Raw genomic sequence first — 20,515 nt, forward strand, 5'->3', positions numbered from 1 at the left:
CGGTAGGGGCGACCCGCTTGCATTAATGGAAAATACCCATCCACTCAATGAGGTCGGGTCGCCCTTTATTCAATGGGCGGTTGGGGATTAAGCTGTCTTGGATTTTAACCTAATGGTTTAGGTAAAGGGCGACCCGAGTCAATTGAGTGGATACCGTCGTTACTTTATGCAAGCGGGTCGCCCCTACAGGAACATTAACGGTTATCGATTGATGTGATGCCGGGTAAAACGATTACTGCTGGGACTAAGATGTTTAAATCTCAGCAAATGTCAATTTTCCTTACTTAAGCGTACTCCCTGGAACGATAAGATTGCGTAAACTGATCAGGGAGTTGTATGAAGATTTGATGAAGGTTTAGGGATATTCAACGATTGTTTGTCCTTAACAGGTAAATCCCGATTTTTCTTGTAAACAAATATAACAATTTTTCGCGGGTTGCATAAAATTAGTGGCTTAATTGTGAGTAATAAGTAGAACTGGATTTGACGAATAAATACCTTCAGGTACTTTCTGAGCCAGAATTTTCCAGTTCGTTCATAACTATCAAGGTGTAATTCAACCATGATGACTACTCGCAAAATCCGTCGAACGCTTCTCACCCTAACCAGTTTTGCTACGTTAGGATTTGCCGTATCCCTACCCGCCCAAGCTATAGAATTTAGGTCGATTGACGGATCAAACAACAACCTGGATAATCCAACCTGGGGTGAAGCCGAAATTGAACTCATTCGCCTCCTCGAACCCGATTACAGTGACGGGATTTCCGCGCCTGCGGGGATAAATCGCCCCAACCCTCGCGCCATCAGTAACGCGATCGCATCTCAATCCGAATCACTCCCCAATCCCTTCCACGCCAGCGATTGGCTATGGCAATGGGGACAATTTGTGGATCATGACATCGACTTGACTGATCCGCCTGCGGGTGCAGAACCTTTACCCATCATCGTTCCAGAGAATGATTTAACCTTTACCCCTGGCTCAGAGATTCCCTTTAACAGAAATGTCGCCGCACCAGGAACAGGTACAGATAGTAATAATCCCCGCCAACAAGTTAACGCGATTACCGCTTATATTGATGGGTCAAATGTCTATGGATCAAACTTAGAACGGGCGAATTTTTTACGCACAGGAGACGGCGGAAAACTGAAAACCAGTACCGGGAATCTGTTACCCTTCAATACTGCCGATCTGCCGAATGCCAATCCCTTTGGCGTTGATGCTGACAATCTATTTATCGCTGGGGATGTGCGGGCAAATGAACAGATTGGCTTAACAGCCGTTCACACCCTGTTTGCACGGGAACACAATCGGTTAGCTGATGAAATTGCCGCAGATCCCACCACTCCCGAAAAAGCGGCTGATGCGGGACTTTCTGTAGACGACTACATCTATCAAACCACCCGCCGGATTGTCGGTGCCCAAATTCAGGCAATTACCTATAATGAGTTTTTGCCTTTACTCTTGGGTGAAGGGGCAATAGATCCCCATAGTGGCTACGATGAAACGGTAAACCCCAGTATCAGTAACGAATTCTCCACCGCTGCCTACCGAGTGGGTCATACAATGTTATCTCCAGAACTGCAACGGATCAACAATGATGGCACATCAGCGGGGAGTATTTCATTGAGAGACAGCTTTTTTAAACCTCAAGAAATTACCGATAACGGGATTGATTCATTACTATTAGGATTAGCATCTCAGAAAGCCCAAACCATTGATGCATTTTTAGTCGATGATGTCCGCAATTTCCTCTTCCCTGCTGGAAACGGGGGACTGGATTTAGCTGCTGTAAATATTCAACGGGGACGAGATCACGGACTTCCCAGTTATAATGAAGCGCGTCGGGCGTTAGGATTAGGCGGATACACCAGTTTTGATCAAATTACATCTGACGCCGAAGTTGCCCAAAACTTCCGAAATATTTACGGCACAACCGATGGTCAGGATAACATTGATTTAGTCGATTTGTGGATGGGTGGAATTGCCGAAGATGCGTATAACGATGGGATGGTTGGCGAACTGTTCAACACGATTCTCTCCGATCAATTCCAGCGTTTACAGGATGGCGATCGCTTCTTTTATCTAGCCGATCAGGATCTTCTGAATTTAGTCCCGGATGTTGGCGATACAAGGCTTTCTGATATCATTGTTCGCAATACGGATATTACCACGATTCAGGATAATGCCTTCATTGTCGCCAAAGATGTACCAGAATCTTCTGCACTATTCGGATTGTTTTTAATTGGAGTTTTCGGTGGGACTTTGGGGAAATTGTGTAAGCGCTAATCCATTAGGTAGGGCTTGCTGTCGCGAGTATTGGGGAGATGGGGTGAGGGAATGTTGAGGGAGAGCGAGCGCGTTTCCCACGGATGTGACTAACCCAGACGTCTGTCAACACCTGATAGAAGAGGGGGTGAGTCGAGAGGCGTGCGATACGTTCTCAACGAACAGGCTCCGCCAACGCGGATTGGTTAATAATGTGGGAATCTCTATATATGCAACCTTTGACACGGTGACGGATCTATTGACAAAAAAACAACGTAATGGTAGAAAATCAAAAAGAGTTTTTTCTGTTTATTTCAACAAAAAAGGAAATAAAATATGAGCATTGAGACAGAACGAGTTCCGGCTTCTCAATACATGAAAAAGACCCTGGGAATTTCTTCAGCTCCCTACGAAGCCTACCTTAACTATGGATATGCACTTCTAGCTATTGCTGGAGCTGACGGAGAGGTTTCAACAGCGGAGATGGACTGGTTGCTGAACCATCAACGCATGGTTGGCGCTCCAGAAGAGCTTATGGAAAAATACAAATCCTTTGACTACAAAAGTGCTAAATTGGAAGAGTTATTATCCCATATTACGGTTGATGTTTCTACTTGGTCATCGTCGAGGACATTGTTGTATCACGCCATTCAAATGGCTCGTGCCGATGAAGATTACTCATCTGAAGAGCAAAAAGCTGTAAACAAAGCCGCTAAACTTTTGAACGTTGAAGATGATATTGCACTGGCTCTCAATAAATTGGTAGAAATGGAAGAAGCTACCAATGGATTGCGTAGGGCTCTATTGCAAACCGAAACTTGGAATGCTTGATATCTTGATATTTGGCTTCCAGGTGGGGCAGATAGTTGATTGACACCCCCACCGTTTAGAGACGTAGCTACGTCTCTACATTAATTTCCTTCTCTGGCGCGATTTCGTTCCCCCCGACAATCCCGATCGATATTATCAACCTCTTCTTGCGCTTTACATTGCTCGTAGACAATTTGACCCGTTGAATAATTGGGAAGTTGTTTCCGTTTTTCTAAGGCTTTTTTAAAGTAGTTTAGGGCAGCTTCCGGTTTATCTTGATGCACTAAAATTTGGGCTTTCAGGTATAAGACTTCTGGATTATCAGGCGTCATTTCCAGAGCGCGTTCGACATAATCCATCGCCTGATCATATTTTTTCAAATCTCGATAGGCTACAGCAATCCCCCGATATGCCAGATACTTGGGATAACCATGAGTTTCTAACTTTTCAATCGCATCAGCCGGATCAGCAAAGGGGACATTAACGGCTAACATCAAATCCATGTGACCTGTGAGTAAGTTCAACTCTGGATCGGTAGGCTCAATGGCTTTGGCTGCATCGATATATTGAAAGACTTTCTGGAGTTTACTTAGCGCTCTAACTGGACCTTCTTTCTCAAAGTTATAGGTTCCTTCTAAAAAGTGACCGACAGCAGTGTAAAGATTACCGCGTAGTGGATCGGATATGATCAGTTGTTCAGCCGTGGTTCGGGTTTTTGTGGCGTAAGTATTCAGGGCTTCTAACTCTCGCTCAGTGTACGCGATCGCGGCTAGCATGGCATAGACTAACGGATCAGTTCCTTCACTGGCTTCCGCTTGCTGAAGGTAGTCCTTCGCGGTTTTATAATCTCCTTGTTTAAAAATTGATTCAAATGCGGCTTCCGTATTATCACCAATATTGCGGGGATTACTGGGACGAAACGGATCACCCGCTAAACTCGGAGTCACCCAGCAACTGACAACCATAATAGCTGCACCAGCTAAGGCATTTACAGTTCGTCGCGGGGTTGGCAACCAATGATTCATCGTCTTCACTATAACTAATGTCTTTAACGTTCGACGTTAGGGGAAATTTGAGGTTCCGTCCGCAATCCTAGACGAATGTCACTGACTTAAGTCCTGACTTTTCACGCCATTTAGAAAAATCGATATCAAACCCTTTCCCCCCAGCCCCCTTCCCAACCCCCCTCGTTCCCCCCTACCCCCCTCGTTCCCCCCTACCCCCCTCGTTCCCCCCTACAAGAGGGGGGAGGACAGAGGATGCGAGAGCTTTTGTTGCATGGGGGAGGACAGAGGATGCGAGAGCTTTTGTTGCATGGGGGAGGACAGAGGATGCGAGAGCTTTTGTTTCATGGGGGAGGAGAAAGGATGCGAGAGCTTTTGTTTCATGGGGGAGGAGAAAGGATGCGAGAGCTTTTTTGGCACGGGGGAGGATAGAGGATGCGAGAGCTCTTGTTGCACGGAAGGGGGAGAACAGAGGATGCTTTGCTTTTATTGATTGCAGGGGGAGAATTCAAAGCCTTCTCTCTCTTCAGGAGAGAGGTTTGGAGAGAGGACCAAAAGTAAGCTTAAGTCTGGTGGGTTAAGCGAAGTCGAAACCCACCCTACGGCATATCAAAGGTTTTGGCGATCTCACAATGCAAATTTTCAGTGCCATTCATCCTAAGACAATCGATGCCACAATGAAGAAGATCCGAACATCTTTTTGCTTAACGGATTTGGATGCTTTATCTCAAAAATATCACCTATCACCCCCCCGCTACTCCCACCGCGATCTTAAAAGGTTTGACTCTAACCCTAGCACCACAACAACTCGGACTGATCATCGGTCGCAGTGGTTCTGGCAAAACCACCTTATTGGAAATTTTGGCAGGTTTAGCTCAAGCCACATCGGGCGATATATTCTGGGGTGAACAGGGATTAACTCCTGATCACTTACAACAACTAGCCGGATTGGTGTTTCAGTTTCCTGAACGCCATTTTTGTGGCTCTACGGTACTAGAGGAATTGCGGATGGGACACCCGGAATTGGGTTCAGAACGGGTTCAGGAAGCGTTAACTGAAGTGGGACTGGGTGAGATTTCGCTGTATACCTCTCCTCATGCGCTCAGTGGCGGTCAACAAAGGCGTTTAGCCTTAGCGGTTCAGTTAATTCGCCAACCGACTGTATTGATGTTAGATGAACCCACGGCGGGACTAGATTGGTCAATGCGCCGCCAGTTAGCGAATTTGCTCTTAAAACTCAAGTCTCATTGGACATTACTGGTGGTGACTCACGATGCGGGTGAGTTATTGCAAATTGCTGACTGCTGTTGGACAATCCAACAGGGTGAACTGAACTCGGTTGACCCAGCGAGTCTGGGACAAAAGGCGGTGGTTACGAGTCATTAGTCAAAACACTGATTTCACGGATTTATTATCCAGATGGGGGTAGGGAGGTGAGAGCTTATTCACACACTGATTACACAGAAAAGTTTGTTCTCTCATCAAGACGCGGGTGATTATGATTTTAACGGAGATTGTTTCGTCATTGGTCATTTGTCCTTCGTCATTTGTTTGTCCTTCGTGGACATGATATTAATGAACGATCAACAACTGCTTCCGGAAATGGTTGAGGTTTGGCAAGAAACCTTAAATTGGCAACCGAATCCGAGTCAACACCAGCAGTTTCAGCACTTGTATGCTGGAATTTTGGCAGGGAATCGCCAGTTGAATTTAACCCGCATCACCCAACCGGAGGATTTTTGGGAAAAACATTTATGGGATTCGTTGCGAGGTGTGGCTTCGCTGTTGTCAGAGGAGGAGAAACCGCTCAATATTATTGATATTGGTACGGGTGCAGGATTTCCGGGATTGCCTGTTGCGATCGCGCTTCCTTCAAGTTCGGTAACGTTACTGGATTCAACCCGCAAGAAAATTACCTTTCTTGATTCCCTGATTCCCCAGTTATCTCTCCCCAATGCGACTACTGTAGTCGGTCGAGCGGAAAACTTAGGACAACAGCGTCAGCATCGCCAACAGTATGATATTGCCCTAGTTCGGGCGGTGGGTTCGGCATCGGCTTGTGCTGGCTACGCTTTCCCCTTTCTGAAGCCGGGAGGGTTAGGGATTTTATATCGGGGTCATTGGAGTGAAGAGCAAACCGATGAGTTGAAGGGGAAGGTTGAATCATTAGGGGGCGCGATCGCATCAGTTGAATCCTTTACCACGCCCCTCTCTCATAGTATCCGCCACTGTTTGTACTTACGAGTCCCCATACTGCTCGGATAAGTCCTCAAGTCCTCATTTAATTTCTTCCCTCCCAGCTCTCTCAGCTCCCAGACGCGCCATGGCACGTCTCTACTTCCCCAACTTCCCCAACTTCACCGCATTGACAAAGCGGCTAAATCACTCACATCTGGTAAAAAACCCCAATCTTTCTGATATACTAGCTTGCCTGCGGCAACTCGTGTTAGGTTAACAATAGTGTAAATATTCTGTAATAATTAGAGTTACGAGCCAAAGCATTAGCTTCAAACCTGATATGACGACCCAGAGTTCACAAAGGGGTCGTAGCTAAACCGTGTAAATGGTCAAAAGAGTTTGATTTTACTACATCAGTCTGTGCTGTTGAGGTTGGTCAGGATCAGTGGAAAATTATCTGGACGTAGAAATCGTTCATTCCTTTCCTCTATCCTGTTTCAATCCAATTGCTGGTGTATGCTCATGGATTCAAATTTCAATCACATCTGGAGGTATCCTTCATGTCCGTTCGTCTTTACGTTGGCAACCTGCCAAAAGAACCCGTTGATCGCGATGAACTGCAAGCCATTTTTGCCGAAGCCAGTCCCTCGGTTTCCACCAAAGTGATTAAAGATCGCAAAACGGGGAAATGTCGCGGATTTGGTTTTGTCACCGTTCCCAATGATGAGTTGGCTGAGCAAATTATTGAGAAATTCAACGGTCACGTCTTTAAAGACAGTGCCTTGAAAATCGAAAAAGCCCAGCCCAAGTCAAAAAGTGCCAATGAGGAGGAACCTCGCTCATCTGGAGGTGGCAGTACCCCCGGACGTCGGCCAGGGGGTAAAAAAGCCAAACGGAGTTCTTCTCCAACACCCGATTCGGGTTCAGTTCAACCTGACCCCCGGTGGGCGGATGATTTGGCAAAACTTAAGGAACGATTATCGGCGCAACCGAATAATTCCTAGAGTTTGTCTGAATCAAAAGCCAAACCCACTGAACTCGTCTAGTGACAAAAGCGGCGTTAGACAACCCGCGCTAACCGTAGGACACGGTAAACGCAGTCTGTTCTGCTGCCAATTTACCGTGTCCGTCTTTGTTGCCAAATTCCAGGTATAGCAAAAGGCAGAAGGCAGAAGGTTTATGATTGGTACGTGGTGTTTCAGCCGTTAAAGAAAGTCCTAACTTTATGACTTTATGGCGACAGCTATAATGTTGATTCGCTAAATACCGACTGACAATGATACCCTTACTTCTGGGGTGACACCCTGAAATCTGGGCATCGTTAAACCAACGATGACATAAGCCCAATCCCCAGTAATTCATAACCAAGAAGGACATTTTAGTATGAGTGCAGAAACTGACCCCGTTAAGGTGATGAAGCAAGAAGTCGGTAAAGCAGCGGCTGAACGGGTGCAATCCGGGACAATTGTTGGCTTAGGTACAGGTTCAACCACGGCGTATGCGATTCAGTATATCGGCGATCGCATCAAAAAAGGTGATCTGAAAGATATTAAGGGAATTCCCACATCATTTCAGGCAGAAGTGTTAGCGAAAGAGCATGGTATTCCCTTAACTAGCTTAGATGCGGTGGATCATATTGATGTTGCCATTGATGGCGCTGATGAAGTTGATCCGCAAAAGAATTTGATTAAAGGCGGTGGTGCAGCACATACTCGTGAGAAAGTGGTGGATTCTCTCGCCGCTCAATTTATTGTGGTTGTTGATAGTGGTAAGCTAGTTGAGCGGCTGGGTTCCACGTTTAAACTGCCTGTAGAAGTTATTCCGATGGCGTATGTCCCAGTGATGCGGGCGCTTGAGAAACTGGGGGGCAAACCCGAATTGCGGATGGGGGTTAAGAAAGCGGGACCCGTGGTAACCGATCAGGGAAATATGGTGATTGATGTTACCTTTGATTCGATTGATAATCCAGGTGAATTAGAAAAGACGATTAATAATATTCCTGGTGTTTTAGAGAATGGTTTATTTGTCGGTGTGGCTAATGTGGTGCTAGTCGGTGAAGTGAAAGATGGGAAACCCCTAGTACGCGAGATGTAATCGGTTATCCATCTCGTTTTATTGTAGGGTGGGCAAGACTATAAACATTGAAATGCCGATGTTATCGTTTGTTGCTCTTGCCCACCGAGCGAGTAACTGCAATTTAGTAAGATGGTGCGTTACGCTGCGCTAACGCACCCTACAATTTTATTAATTTGCATTCGATTCTTTTTGTTGTAACGCTTGCTTAGAAGACAGGGCGACCCGAGTAAATTGAATGGATAAAGTTGTTCATTGGTGCAAGCGGGTCGCCCCTACACAATGATGGCATTATTTGTGTTTATAAGTAGATGGACACAATTAAAGCGACAAATTTCGATGTAGAAGTCTCGTTTTAGGGGATCATCGATATACATCAGGGTTTTGATGTGTGTCCAGGTCAATTGTCTCCGCAGTGCAGAGACAATGTCGGGTGCTATACAGCATTTTTCAGCACAGGTAGAGACGCGCCATGGCGCGTCTCTACTCACCTTATCGCCGTCGTAACACCATCATCGATCGCGCGATAACTGGAATCGGCTTATCCTCGGTATAGATGATTTCTTCCTCGACAAAGCGAGGCTTGTCGGTGTCAATCACCACCACCCATTCTCTGGCTTGCAATCCTGGGGGGAGCGTAAATTCAATCATCTCATAGTGAGCATTGAAGCAGATGAAGAAACTCTCATCCATGACTCGTTCCCCCTCCTCTCCCGGCGTGGCAATTTCTTCACCATTTAAGAAAATACCGATCGCCTTGGTATACCCCGCCATCCATTGATCCTCGGTCATATCGCCGCCATCGGGGTTGAACCAACTAATATCCTTAACGCTAGAACCGTGAATCGCTCGACCGAGAAACCACTTGCGTCGCCGGAATGTCGGATGCTGGCGGCGAAAATAGATCAGTTGACGGGTAAAGTCTAAGAGTGCCGCATTTTCCTCCGGTAAATCCCAATCAAACCAGGAGATTTCACTATCCTGACAGTAGGCATTATTATTCCCCCCTTGCGATCGCCCAATTTCATCGCCGCCTAGTAGCATGGGGACGCCTTGGGATAGCATCAACGCTACCAAAAAGTTGCGCCGCTGTCTATTCCTTAACTGGAGAATTTCTGGGTCATCGGTTTCGCCTTCCGCCCCACAATTCCAGGAACGGTTATGACTTTCCCCATCCCGGTTTTCTTCCCCATTTGCCTCGTTATGCTTTTCGTTGTAACTTACGATGTCATTCAGGGTAAACCCATCATGGGCGGTAATGAAGTTAATGCTAGCACTCGGTCGGCGTCCGTTGGACTCATACAAGTCAGAACTTCCGGTAAAGCGATAGGCAAATTCGGCTAAACTACTATCTTCACCACGCCAAAAGTCGCGCACGGTATCCCGATATTGCCCATTCCACTCGGACCACAACAAAGGGAATTTACCCACTTGATAGCCGCCCATACCCACATCCCAGGGTTCAGCAATCAGCTTCACATTGCACAGAACCGGGTCTTGGTGAATAATATCAAAGAATGCCGCCAGACTATCCACCTCATAGAGTTCTCGCGCCAACGCCGAGGCTAAGTCAAAGCGGAAGCCATCCACATGCATCTGTAGCACCCAATACCGCAGGCTGTCCATAATTAGCTTCAGGACTTGGGGATGACGCACGTTCAGGGAATTACCACACCCGGTAAAATCCATGTAGTAGCGAGGGTCATCTTCCATGAGACGGTAGTATGCCACATTGTCAATGCCGCGCAGGGAAAGCGTGGGACCGAGATGATTGCCTTCGCCCGTATGATTGTAAACGACATCCAGAATCACCTCAATCCCCGCTTTATGTAGCGCCTTGACCATTTCCTTAAACTCACGCACCTGTTCCCCTTGGGTGCCACTGGCGCTGTAGTTAGCATGGGGCGCGAGATAGGCGATAGAATCATACCCCCAGTAATTTTTTAACCCTTTATCCACTAAATGTCCGGGTTGGGACAAGAAGTGATGCACCGGGAGCAATTCTACTGCCGTAATCCCCAACGTCTGAAGATACGCGATCGCGGCAGGATGCGCGAGTCCCGCATAAGTTCCGCGTAGGGGTTCGGGGATGTCTGGGTTTAGCTTAGTGAAGCCCCTAACATGGGTTTCGTAAATAATCGTTTCGTGAGCCTGTCGTTGCAGCAGTTCGTCCTCTTCCCAGTCAAAGGATTCATCGACAACGACAGATTTGGGAACCAGATGAGCATCATCAATTTCAGACAATACCAAGTCTTTCTCTGGATCGTCCCACGGATAACCAAAGATTTCCTCCCCGTAGCCAATCTCGCCATCCAATGCCTTAGCATAAGGGTCAATGAGCATTTTATTGGGATTGAAGCGATGACCCTCCTCCGGTGCAAAGGGACCATGGACGCGGAAACCGTACCGTTGTCCTGGACCAATACCCGGTAAATAACCATGCCAGACGAAGTTGCTGACTTCCGTCAACTCGAAGCGTGTCTCCTCATCCTCATCATCGAATAAACAAAGCTCGACAGCCGTTGCGTTTTCACTGAACAAGGCAAAATTTGTGCCTTTACCATCCCAGGTTGCTCCTAAAGGGTAACTTTTACCGGGCCAAACGGGTACATACATGGGTGAACCTCCTTACTCCATCACTATAAAATACTCAAGCTAAAGGCAACCTTTTTCCTAAGCCGTAAGATGGATCTAATTACTTATCGCATTTGCGCCTGATCAGGATCAACCTATAATTGGGCAGATTATTCCCTTCCCTAACAATAGATGCAGTTGATTAATAATGGGTAGATCAGCCAATCAATGCTTTTGGGGATTTAGGAGATCAACTGCTGCTTTTAGAAGTGAATCGGGATTAAGTCAAACATCTAACAGAATTGGTCATCGGTAATTTTGAAACTTTTATGGCAGCCAATGGTATACATTCAACCTATCCCATTTTTAATCCTCAACGTCTAAGCAATTCTAACTGACCATGAATCTCCAAGACCACTATGTCGCATTGATGATTGGTAACTCTCGGCTGCACTGGGCTTGGTTTGTGGGAGATACTCTCCAAGAGGCTTGGGATACCCAGCATTTCCCAGCAGCCGAGGTGGAATCGATCATCCAACACTGGACATCTGGTCTTCTACCTACTACTATCTTCGGTAAACCTTTCCTTTCTTGGTACTCTTCCAATCCATACCTACCCCTTTATATCGCTTCAGTCATTCCTGAGCAAACTCCATTGTGGCAAACTTATCCAGTTGCCCACGTTATTACTCTAGAGGATGTACCGCTTTTAGGCGTCTATCCCACCTTGGGCATTGATCGCGCCCTGGCTGTGTTAGGGGCGGGGGAAACCTATAATTATCCCGTGCTGGTGATTGATGCGGGGACAGCGTTAACCTTTACGGGTGTCGATGATCATCGCCATCTTGTCGGCGGCGCTATTTTACCCGGACTCAAATTACAACTCGAATCCTTAGCCCACAACACAGCCGCCTTACCGTCTATCTCACTTAAGCGCCAATTACCTAACCGTTGGGCGATAGATACCTTGACCGCGATTGAAAGTGGCGTTATTTATACTCTATTAGCAGGAATTCGAGAGTTTATTGCCGATTGGTTGCATCGCTTCCCTAACAGCCCAATTGCTTTAACGGGTGGAGACGCTGACTTATTACTCGACTATTTACATAGTCGTTCTCCTAAATTTTATCCTGATCTTGTTGCCGATCGCCACTTAATTTTTTTGGGAATTAATTTTGTGGCTATAACTAAGAATCTTGCAGGCGAAGATGTATAGCCGAAACGATTGGTATTTTGGGAATACCCTATTGAGGGCAAATACCACCGCAAAATTCTCTATGGACAACTTATGATTTAAGTTTGATTTATCTAATTATTGAAAGAATAATCGAATTAAATTTTATTGAGAATTATTAGCTTTATCATTTTTTAGCGATAACTTTACAAAAAAAACACAGGTAATACACTGAATTTCTTAGTCAGTCTGGAATACTGGAAATAGGCAAGGGTAAACAGTTAAGAGAATTAAAAAAATGTCCTTTTCTAACCAACTCCAGCTACTTGATCTAAAAAATATGGAAGAAAATCTTGAAGAACTCCTTTCTAGATGTCGTCAAATCCGACAGGGTTCAGGCGATGACCAAGACACCGAGGTACGAAATCAAACCGCTTCTGCTGACCAAGAGTCAGACTCAGACGATACATACTGGAGTTGAGCATTCGGGAGCGCGATCGCATGAGCTAGATTAATTGGCAAGCCTTTGAGGAGTGACTTGATCGGTTTACCCCAATGCTTGCCTCTGTAGCGTCTGGCTTTGAGCGCTCGTTGCTGGAATAGTAGCCGTCTGAGCGACTACCATCTGGTTTTGAGCCTGTGCCACCTCAGGTACAAGCAACGGTGTACCGAACACCAATGCAGAACCAGCCGCTAGCACAGATAGCCCTCGTGTCAGGGAGTTTTTTGACGTTTGTGAATTTTGATAGAACATAGCGTATAGACCTTTATTAAACGTGTGGCTAGCTTTAATGTGAATGTGGCTGTAGATAATGGTGAGGTTATGCTCACGGGTAACGTTGATAATCTGAAAGCTAAGAAAGCGGCGGCACAAGATGCGAGTAATACGGTGGGTGTCTGGAACGTGGAAAACCAGATTAATGTACAACCTGTTGACGAGGTAACTCAGAGTCAGATTACCACCAATGTGAATAATGCGCTTGAGCGTGATCCCTATGTGGAAGCGAATCAAGTAGATGTGGCGGTGAATAATGGAGTTGCCACGTTAACGGGTAATGTGGATACCTGGTATGAACGCAATCAAGCCACGGAAGAAGCCTACGAAGCTGGCGCGATGAGTGTGGTTAATCAGCTTGATGTTGATTATGATATTCAGTCCTAATCGGCAAAATTGACGTTTTCGTAAATATCGCTCAAATTGATCTGAAACTCGATTGACCTTAATTCAAGAACCGCCTCGGCTGATTCCTGCTCACTTAAGAACCATTGACCCTCAGTATTTTTGGCATACTGCATCACATGATATTTGGTTTGGTCAATCAAAATATATTCCTTAAACTCTGGAATCGACCGATAGAAAATAAACTTATCGCCTAAATCATAATTCTTCGTTGATTTGGATAATACCTCAACAATCAACGAGGGATTCATCACCGTCGTTGTCCCCGTTCCCGTATAAATCGGTTCTCCTTCAATAACCATCACATCAGGATAGGTGTACTGACGATAACGAGGTATCCATAACCGCACATCCCCGATATAGACGCGATAATTTTGCCCTCTCAAACCAAACTTTAAGTTGGCGGCAAAATTCAACGCAATTTCATTATGATTCGTTGTCCCACCCGTCATCGGTACAATTTCTCTATCGCGATATTCATGCTTATACTCCGCTTTCTCCTCTAGTTCCAAGTATTCTTCTGGGGTGTAGTAGCGTTTTTGTGTCTGTAATTGCATAAAAGATACCCGCTATTCCTCTACCTCTAATAGTTTCTCAGCCGAAACGTGATAATGCTCAATTTTAACCAACGGTTCCCATCCTAATGTTACTGGGTTTTGTATCGGATGCACCTCTGGCGTAGTGGCACAATTAAACACCACATACAACCAATAATCCTGCTTCAACCGTTCCGCCGTTTTATACTCATTCGTGGTTAATCCTTTAGCAATCAGTTTAACCGACTCCCCCATCGGCATCGCCATGATTACTTGCACGGGTTCTGGAAAAATGGAGCCACGCAGGATCACATTGGCTTTTAATTGGTCTAGCTGTACGCCTTGGTTAGCAGCCGAACGACTCTTCATCAGCAAAATACCTGGATTTTAATCGAGTCCGCGATATCACCCCTCTCCCTCAACGTCACCTGAATCGGGACAGGGTTCTCGTGATCGAGCCTAACTCATCACCCGATCGCACCGCACCTCGTCTGTCTAGGACTTGCTGAATACTGTTTTAATCTTTTGTATAAACGATTTAAATCTCAAAATTTGAATTGATATGTAAAGATAATTAAAAAGCAGAGTAAATGAAGTTGATATAAGAAAGGAGACAACGGATGGTCGCAGTAGCAGAGGGAATTCAGCGTCGGTTGACGATGCAAACCGCCGAAATTGCCCCGGATACCATAGCAATCCGATCGCTGGATTGGGATCGCGATCGCTTTGATATAGAATTTGGGTTACAGAATGGTACGACCTATAACTCGTTCCTGATTCAGAGTGAAAAAACGGCGTTGGTGGATACGTCTCATGAAAAGTTTCGCCAACTCTATCTCGATACATTGACGGGATTAATTGACCCAGCCAGATTAGATTATCTGGTAGTTAGCCACACAGAACCGGATCACAGTGGCTTAGTTAAAGATATTCTGGCACTTGCCCCCAATATTACGGTGGTTGGGTCAAAAGTGGCGATCCAATTCCTGGAAAATTGGGTGAATCAGCCGTTTCAATCGCAAATCGTCAAAAATGGCGATCGCGTTGATTTGGGAAATGGGCATATCCTGGAAGCAGTAATTGCCCCGAATCTCCATTGGCCCGATACGATTTTCACCTACGATACCAAAACCCAGGTTCTGTTTACCTGTGATGCTTTTGGGATGCACTATTGTGATGATTACACGTTTGATGAAGATTTAGACCTGCTCGAAGCCGATTTTAAATATTACTATGACTGTTTAATGGGTCCCAATGCCCGTTCGGTGCTATCCGCCCTGAAACGGATGGACAAGTTACCTGAAATTAGCACCATTGCTACAGGTCATGGTCCCTTACTCTATCACAATCTGAGTGAACTCACGGGACGGTATCGGCGTTGGAGTGAGGAACAGGCAAAAGCTGACACGACTGTTGCTGTATTTTACATCTCTGATTACGGATATAGCGATCGCCTCTCCCAAGCGATTGCCCATGGAATTACCAAGACGGGTGTAGCGGTGGATATGATGGACTTGCGATCGGCTGATCCGCAAGAGATTAAGGAATTGATGAGTATTGCGTCTGGGGTGGTGATGGGTACACCGCCGACGACGGGAGACGTTGCTGCTGTCGCCCAAACCGCGATGGGTACAATTTTGGGGGCGACGAATCCGAAGCAGTCGTTTGGTGTGTTTGAATCGGGGGCTCTTGAGAGTGAATCGGCGTATCTGTTGGTGAATAAGTTTCGGGATTTAGGACTAACGCCAGGATTCCCGCCGATTTTAGTCAAAGATACACCGAATGAACGGGTTTATCAGTTATGTGAAGAAGCGGGGACGGATTTAGGACAATGGCTGTCACGCGATCGCACGATTAAGCAAACGAAGTCCCTGGATAGTGATTTGGATAAAGCCTTGGGGCGAATCAGCAGTGGGCTCTATGTTATTACTGCCAAAAAGGGGAATATCAGCAGTGCGATGGTAGCGTCGTGGGTAGCGCAAGCGTCATTTAAACCCCTGGGCGTATCGGTGGCGGTGGCAAAGGATCGGGCGATCGAGTCGTTTTTGTATGTGGGCGATCGCTTTGTTCTTAATGTCTTGGAAGCCGGAAGTTATCAAGGGCTGATGAAGCATTTCCTCAAGCGTTTCCCGCCCGGTGCAAACCGTTTTGAGGGGATTAAAACCTATTCTGCCAGCAATAGTTCTCCGATTTTAGCTGATGCTTTAGCCTATATGGAATGTGAAGTGAAAAGCCGCTTAGATTGTGGCGATCACTGGACTATTTATGCCACAGTTTCGGCGGGACGAGTTTCTAAGACGGATGCGATGACGGCGGTACATCATCGTAAGGTGGGGAATCATTATTAGTCATTTGTCATTTGTCCTTTGTCATTTGTCCTTTGTCCTTTGTCCTTACACATAACCCATAAAATAAGTCCCGAAAAAAAGCCGAATTAACCCTTGACTTTTTCACGGATTTTCGGTACTTTTATATCATGGGAAAATGTGCCGTCCTATAGACCAAAATTAATCTTAACCCGTAGGGTGGGTTAGGCGGTGCTTAATAGAGAAACAAACTAGATAATCTTATGTCCGCCGTAACCCACCAATGGTTAGGCGGTGCTTAATAGAGAAACAAACCCGATAATCTTATGTCCGCCGTAACCCACCAAGTTACCCTTTCTTTCCGGGTGAACTGACAATAAAGCTTCCTTGAACCAATTAATGTCTTCCCTTTTCACGATACTAGGGCGAGTCGAGGAAATTAATGGATTTGCCCTTAACGAGAATTCAGCGACTCGCCCCTACAGCATCTACATTAGCATGGCGGTCATGGGAGTCTTTGACTTGGGTACGTTTGCCAAAGATGGCGTCGGCTTCGTCAAACAGGAGAATTGCGCCTCCAGTTTCGGCGGCGTCGAAGATACGGCGCAGATTTTTCTCCGTTTCGCCGATATATTTACTGATAACGGCAGACAGGTCTATTCGATATAAATCTAAGCGTAATTCATTTGCCAAGACTTCTGCCGCCATGGTTTTCCCTGTACCACTTTGTCCGGCAAATAGGGCGCTGATACCCAAACCCCGATTACTTTTCTGGGCAAATCCCCATTCTGTATACACTTTAACCCGTTGGCGCACCTGATTTACCATGTCTTTGAGGAGTTTAAGTTCGGGTTCAGGGAGGACAAAATCATCCCAAGTGGCGGTGGGTTCTAGGCGTTGTGCCAAATCTTCTAAACGGGGGCGGGATTGGATGCGACAGATATCCCAGAGGTGGGAGGTGAGGAGTGAGAGTTGGGGTTGGGTGTCGGCGGGGGTTTGTTTACGCCCTTTGGGTTTGGCTTGGGTTTCCAGTTGGGCGATATCAGAGTGGAAGGCGATGCAGGCGGCTTGGATATCGGTGTGGGTGAGGTTGAATTGGGCGACGATGGCGGGGATTTCGCCATTGAGTTGGCTGGCGGTTTCCCCCAGGTGGGTGTGCCAGAGGTGGAGTTGTTCGAGATGGGAGAGGGCGGGGATATCGGTGGTGATGAAGGGGCGTTGGGCGGAAGGGAGGCGTTCGGGGGTACTGATAATCAGGGGGGTGTGGATGGCTTTGAGGAAGTGGCAGAGTGCCTCGATATGGGGGGTATGGCTGGTGTTGAACTCCTGGCAATCTAGGAGGAGGATACTCTGAGTGAGGAGTGCATCGCGGTGCCAACGGCGGATGAGGTGAGAGACGTCTGGGAGAGAGGTGGGGAGGCGATGGGCTTCTAGGCGTTTGAGGGGGCGATTGAGGAGGGAGGCGACGGTGGTGATGATGGCACTGGCGGCGCTGGGGGTAGTGTTACACAGTTGGATGATGGGTTGTAGAGACGCGCCATGGCGCGTCTCTACATCTGGAAGGCGAGGGGCAGATAACAGGGATTCAACACCCGCCTCGTTGGTGGATTCCCCGATAGTATTAGGATTAGTCTGCCATAACTGGGCGATGCGATCGGCGATTTGTTGATGAGAGGGTTGCAGGGTAGCCGGAATCGCTGTGTCTAGGGGTTGAATCAAGTGCATCAACTGGGTGTCTTGATAGGGTTGACCCAATAGATACAGCAGGGGGACAACACCGACGACATTCAGGGGCAACGTGACCAGAAAACCAAGGTTGCTCCTTTGTCGTCAATATCTCCCCTGGATAGCCAGCAACAAAATTACATAGTACAACGTTTTAAAGAAGATGATTGTTGGAAAAGAGCAACCGGTTCAAAAAAAGGATTCATGGCTGAGAAGAATGAAAAATATTCAGGTGCAAAGACAAAATACGAATTGACAAAGAAAAACTTCATAGAAGCAGCTCATTTATTTTCTAAATTTGAATATTGGGTTGCAGCCCTGTTTAAATTCTCTCGCCCAGATGACTTAGTTTCGTTAATAAACGAGGGAGTTCCAGCGGATTGGTTTGCATCGATATCCATCGTGGCCATTGGATGTAGCCTTAAAGCTAACAGTCGAAAGAGGAATGGTACGCGTAGTGCAGTTTTTTCCAAATGACCGTAGACAAACAAATGCAATATCCTTTACAAATGCTGAACTGACAATTCTTGTTAATCTCTTGCCCTAAAACGTTTGGGTCTTCCGGACTTAGTGTGCCAAACTATCAGTTTTAATATCTCAAAATCAAGCTCCATAAGGACTGTAGCGCCTAAGCCTCTAAAAACAACTTGAAATTAGGGAATAAATGGCTAAAGCTCTTGCTGCCCAATATTTTAGCAACTCCAACTAACAATTTAGCACACCAACTACGGAAGACCCGGTGAGGTTGAGGGGAGGAAGTGCGATCGCGGGGTGATTTAATTTGGGAAGAGAGTGCGATCGCGCTTGGAGAAAAGCATAACATCCCCGACAGGGCGCATCATCCCAAAATCGGTGGGAGAATTGGCAAGGTTAGCATATAAAAGTGCGATCGCCTTGGATTAAAGCATATACTGTTCGCGGTCATAATTGGACAGATGCTTCGTTTCGTTCCTCCGCTTCGCGGAGGACTTCACTCAGCATGACATATTTCACCTTTAACGGCTACGAGGGAATTCGCGTGATGATTGGGTTGAGGAGATGGGATGCGATCGCGCGGTGATTTAATTTGGGAATAGAGTGCGATAAGCTTCGCTTGTGCCGAAGGCAATCGCTGTTTAGGTTAGGTTGAAAGGAGAGAGTGCGATCGCGGGCGTGATCAGATTTGGGAGGAGAGTGCGATCAGCTTCGCTTGTGCCGAAGGCAATCGCGTTAAGGTTAGGTTGAAGGGAATAGAGTGCGATCGCGCTTGGAGAAAAGCATAACATCCCCAACCGGGTGTACACTTCCCAATCAGCATACAAAAAAACCGAGTTGCATTCTATCACGTTATTGGTACGCCTTGCCGAGTATTTGGACAGATGCTTCGTTTCGTTCCTCCGCTTCGCTACGGACTCCACGAACCATGACATATTTCACCTTTAACGGCTACGAGGGAATTCGCTTGGTGATTGGGTTGAAGGCAGATTGTGCGATCGCGGGCGTGATCAGATTTGGGAGGAGAGTGCGATCAGCTTCGCTTGTGCCGAAGGCAATCGCTGTTTGGGTTAGGTTGAAAGGAGAGAGTGCGATCAGCTTCGCTTGTGCCGAAGGCAATCGCGTTAAGGTTAGGTTGAAGGGAATAGAGTGCGATCGCGGAGTGATCAGATTTGGGAGGAGAGTGCGATCGCGATCGTCTATAAAGTCAAATATATCATTGGGCGCAACGTTTGCAATAGGGCGCACGGGGCGTGCGCCCCTACAGGCGGACACATTTTTCCATGATAAAAGTATACCAGAAAAAAGGCGCGATCGCATGGATTTGGTTTGAGTGCGATCGCAAAAGAGGAGTAAAAGAGTAGCTCAATTTCTCCACTATTTTCATCAACCCAATTGTGCTATAAACCATTCCCGTAAGCGCGAACTTAGACGCACCGAACTACTCGCTAAATCCTGCACGGCTTTTATTGATGCTTCCTTAGAAATCAGACCCATTCGATAGGCAATTAGCAACACTCCTAAGGTTCCCTTAACCTGCAAACCTAAACCAATAGCAACCCGTCGGGCTAACTTCTCATCAATCAAAACCCAGTCCGCTTTAATTTCCTGAGCAAGTATTATCACATCCTGTTCACCCCGATCAAGTTGCACTAATTCAGCCGATAATAACAGAGAACGCTCTGGCGCTTGAATCACTAACCAATTGGCTTGAGCAACCGCCTCAGCACCTGGACGTTCCTCTCCCTGTAATGCTACTTCTTCATAAACCGAGACAGGCACAACCACCTGCTCAAACAGTTGATTTAGCAGAAATAGATAACCCGTAATAGATAGGGCGATTAAGGGGGTACTATTAACAACAGTCTTCAATGTGTTTCCCCCTGCTTATACCAAACTGCACTCACCTCTCCCTCTTGTTCTAATTCCTCCTCTAGGTAATCAATCACAGCGAATCCCGAGTCAGACAGCAACTGATAAAACTGCCAACGACTACAACCCATGACTTGGGCAGCCAATCCACCTGAAATATCACCGGATTGGTATAAAGAACCCAAGGTTGAGAGTAAGATTTGCCGCCGCAAGTCCTCTGGCTGTGGTTCGGGTAGAGTTGTCAATAGTTCATCCGGAACAATAACTTCTATTTTCACGTTACAATTCAATGTTTACCCATTGAGGCTATAGGTGTATATATTTCTTTATGATAAAACCCTAC

22 protein-coding genes and 2 pseudogenes are annotated in these 20,515 nt (G+C 46.5%); 11 read left to right on the forward strand and 13 right to left on the reverse strand.

The features are described from left to right. Positions 1-562: 562 nt before the first annotated feature. Together RIG27_RS04935 and RIG27_RS04940 are read left to right on the forward strand one after the other, a co-directional pair. Positions 563-2,287: a peroxidase family protein gene (locus RIG27_RS04935; protein WP_446342991.1), complete on the forward strand. Its 1,725-nt coding sequence runs from the start codon at positions 563-565 to the stop codon at positions 2,285-2,287. 315 nt (positions 2,288-2,602) lie between these two features. Then, entirely contained in the window at positions 2,603-3,097 is a 495-nt protein-coding gene (locus tag RIG27_RS04940) for a TerB family tellurite resistance protein (protein ID WP_446342993.1), read from the forward strand. Positions 3,098-3,177: 80 nt separating this feature from the next. Here the strand turns inward: RIG27_RS04940 and RIG27_RS04945 are convergent, their stop codons facing one another. Further along, a complete protein-coding gene (locus RIG27_RS04945) occupies positions 3,178-4,101 on the reverse strand; it encodes a Sll0314/Alr1548 family TPR repeat-containing protein (RefSeq protein ID WP_446342995.1) in 924 nt (307 codons plus the stop codon). A 696-nt stretch (positions 4,102-4,797) separates the two neighbouring features. Here RIG27_RS04945 and RIG27_RS04950 point away from each other — a divergent pair. The 3 genes from RIG27_RS04950 to RIG27_RS04960 all read left to right on the forward strand — a co-directional run bounded on the left by RIG27_RS04950 (position 4,798) and on the right by RIG27_RS04960 (position 7,262). Further along, complete coding sequence (locus RIG27_RS04950; RefSeq protein WP_446342997.1) at positions 4,798-5,466, forward strand: ABC transporter ATP-binding protein; 669 nt, start codon at positions 4,798-4,800, stop codon at positions 5,464-5,466. A gap of 189 nt (positions 5,467-5,655) precedes the next feature. Next, a complete protein-coding gene (rsmG, locus tag RIG27_RS04955) occupies positions 5,656-6,345 on the forward strand; it encodes a 16S rRNA (guanine(527)-N(7))-methyltransferase RsmG (protein WP_446343080.1) in 690 nt (229 codons plus the stop codon). 473 nt (positions 6,346-6,818) lie between these two features. After that, positions 6,819-7,262, forward strand: a complete 444-nt coding sequence (locus tag RIG27_RS04960; protein ID WP_446342999.1) for an RNA recognition motif domain-containing protein — start codon at positions 6,819-6,821, stop codon at positions 7,260-7,262. A gap of 70 nt (positions 7,263-7,332) precedes the next feature. Here the strand turns inward: RIG27_RS04960 and RIG27_RS04965 are convergent, their stop codons facing one another. Continuing rightward, positions 7,333-7,635, reverse strand: coding sequence for a hypothetical protein (locus RIG27_RS04965; protein ID WP_446343001.1), 303 nt, complete (start codon positions 7,633-7,635; stop codon positions 7,333-7,335). Between the two features lie 6 nt (positions 7,636-7,641). Here RIG27_RS04965 and rpiA point away from each other — a divergent pair, with 6 nt between their 5' ends. Beyond that, on the forward strand, positions 7,642-8,352 hold the full coding sequence (gene rpiA, locus RIG27_RS04970; protein WP_446343003.1) for a ribose-5-phosphate isomerase RpiA: 711 nt from the start codon (positions 7,642-7,644) through the stop codon (positions 8,350-8,352). A 305-nt stretch (positions 8,353-8,657) separates the two neighbouring features. Here rpiA and RIG27_RS04975 read toward each other — a convergent pair. Beyond that, positions 8,658-8,765 (reverse strand): annotated as a pseudogene (locus tag RIG27_RS04975) (PDDEXK nuclease domain-containing protein); the annotation flags it as partial. Positions 8,766-8,823: 58 nt separating this feature from the next. Beyond that, a complete protein-coding gene (gene glgX, locus RIG27_RS04980) occupies positions 8,824-10,947 on the reverse strand; it encodes a glycogen debranching protein GlgX (RefSeq protein WP_446343005.1) in 2,124 nt (707 codons plus the stop codon). 358 nt (positions 10,948-11,305) lie between these two features. Between glgX and RIG27_RS04985 the strand changes: the two genes are divergently transcribed. Both RIG27_RS04985 and RIG27_RS04990 read left to right on the forward strand, forming a co-directional pair. Continuing rightward, the gene (locus RIG27_RS04985; protein ID WP_446343007.1) at positions 11,306-12,121 is read left to right on the forward strand and encodes a pantothenate kinase; all 816 of its coding nucleotides are present in this window, start codon (positions 11,306-11,308) and stop codon (positions 12,119-12,121) included. 256 nt (positions 12,122-12,377) lie between these two features. Beyond that, positions 12,378-12,560, forward strand: coding sequence for a hypothetical protein (locus RIG27_RS04990; RefSeq protein ID WP_446343009.1), 183 nt, complete (start codon positions 12,378-12,380; stop codon positions 12,558-12,560). Positions 12,561-12,626: 66 nt separating this feature from the next. On the opposite strand, the gene RIG27_RS04995 is transcribed toward RIG27_RS04990, so the two are convergent. Then, positions 12,627-12,833, reverse strand: coding sequence for a hypothetical protein (locus tag RIG27_RS04995; RefSeq protein ID WP_446343011.1), 207 nt, complete (start codon positions 12,831-12,833; stop codon positions 12,627-12,629). A gap of 24 nt (positions 12,834-12,857) precedes the next feature. Here RIG27_RS04995 and RIG27_RS05000 point away from each other — a divergent pair, with 24 nt between their 5' ends. Further along, entirely contained in the window at positions 12,858-13,241 is a 384-nt protein-coding gene (locus RIG27_RS05000) for a BON domain-containing protein (RefSeq protein WP_446343013.1), read from the forward strand. Here RIG27_RS05000 and RIG27_RS05005 read toward each other — a convergent pair. After that, complete coding sequence (locus tag RIG27_RS05005; protein ID WP_446343015.1) at positions 13,238-13,816, reverse strand: Uma2 family endonuclease; 579 nt, start codon at positions 13,814-13,816, stop codon at positions 13,238-13,240. The genes RIG27_RS05000 and RIG27_RS05005 overlap by 4 nt on opposite strands. Before the next feature lie 12 nt (positions 13,817-13,828). Beyond that, positions 13,829-14,017 (reverse strand): annotated as a pseudogene (locus tag RIG27_RS05010) (protein NO VEIN domain-containing protein); the annotation flags it as partial. Positions 14,018-14,415: 398 nt separating this feature from the next. On the opposite strand from RIG27_RS05010, the gene RIG27_RS05015 reads away from it, so the two are divergent. Continuing rightward, positions 14,416-16,143 (forward strand): diflavin flavoprotein, encoded by a 1,728-nt coding sequence (locus RIG27_RS05015; RefSeq protein WP_446343017.1) that lies wholly within the window; start codon positions 14,416-14,418, stop codon positions 16,141-16,143. Positions 16,144-16,566: 423 nt separating this feature from the next. Here the strand turns inward: RIG27_RS05015 and RIG27_RS05020 are convergent, their stop codons facing one another. Then, positions 16,567-17,898 (reverse strand): ATP-binding protein, encoded by a 1,332-nt coding sequence (locus RIG27_RS05020; protein WP_446343018.1) that lies wholly within the window; start codon positions 17,896-17,898, stop codon positions 16,567-16,569. A 27-nt stretch (positions 17,899-17,925) separates the two neighbouring features. Between RIG27_RS05020 and RIG27_RS05025 the strand changes: the two genes are divergently transcribed. Next, complete coding sequence (locus RIG27_RS05025; protein WP_446343020.1) at positions 17,926-18,303, forward strand: hypothetical protein; 378 nt, start codon at positions 17,926-17,928, stop codon at positions 18,301-18,303. A 493-nt stretch (positions 18,304-18,796) separates the two neighbouring features. Here RIG27_RS05025 and RIG27_RS05030 read toward each other — a convergent pair whose 3' ends face one another. The 5 genes from RIG27_RS05030 to RIG27_RS05050 all read right to left on the reverse strand — a co-directional run bounded on the left by RIG27_RS05030 (position 18,797) and on the right by RIG27_RS05050 (position 20,450). Continuing rightward, on the reverse strand, positions 18,797-18,934 hold the full coding sequence (locus tag RIG27_RS05030) for a hypothetical protein (protein WP_446343022.1): 138 nt from the start codon (positions 18,932-18,934) through the stop codon (positions 18,797-18,799). A gap of 48 nt (positions 18,935-18,982) precedes the next feature. Continuing rightward, positions 18,983-19,123, reverse strand: a complete 141-nt coding sequence (locus tag RIG27_RS05035; RefSeq protein WP_446343024.1) for a hypothetical protein — start codon at positions 19,121-19,123, stop codon at positions 18,983-18,985. A 128-nt stretch (positions 19,124-19,251) separates the two neighbouring features. After that, a complete protein-coding gene (locus RIG27_RS05040; protein WP_446343026.1) occupies positions 19,252-19,548 on the reverse strand; it encodes a hypothetical protein in 297 nt (98 codons plus the stop codon). 138 nt (positions 19,549-19,686) lie between these two features. Next, the gene (locus RIG27_RS05045; protein ID WP_446343028.1) at positions 19,687-20,172 is read right to left on the reverse strand and encodes a DUF3368 domain-containing protein; all 486 of its coding nucleotides are present in this window, start codon (positions 20,170-20,172) and stop codon (positions 19,687-19,689) included. After that, the gene (locus RIG27_RS05050; RefSeq protein ID WP_446343030.1) at positions 20,169-20,450 is read right to left on the reverse strand and encodes a UPF0175 family protein; all 282 of its coding nucleotides are present in this window, start codon (positions 20,448-20,450) and stop codon (positions 20,169-20,171) included. Before RIG27_RS05050 ends, RIG27_RS05045 begins: the two co-directional genes overlap by 4 nt. Positions 20,451-20,515: the final 65 nt, after the last annotated feature.

The sequence above is a fragment of the Coleofasciculus sp. F4-SAH-05 genome (assembly GCF_040222985.1).
Lineage (GTDB): Bacteria > Cyanobacteriota > Cyanobacteriia > Cyanobacteriales > Coleofasciculaceae > Coleofasciculus > Coleofasciculus chthonoplastes.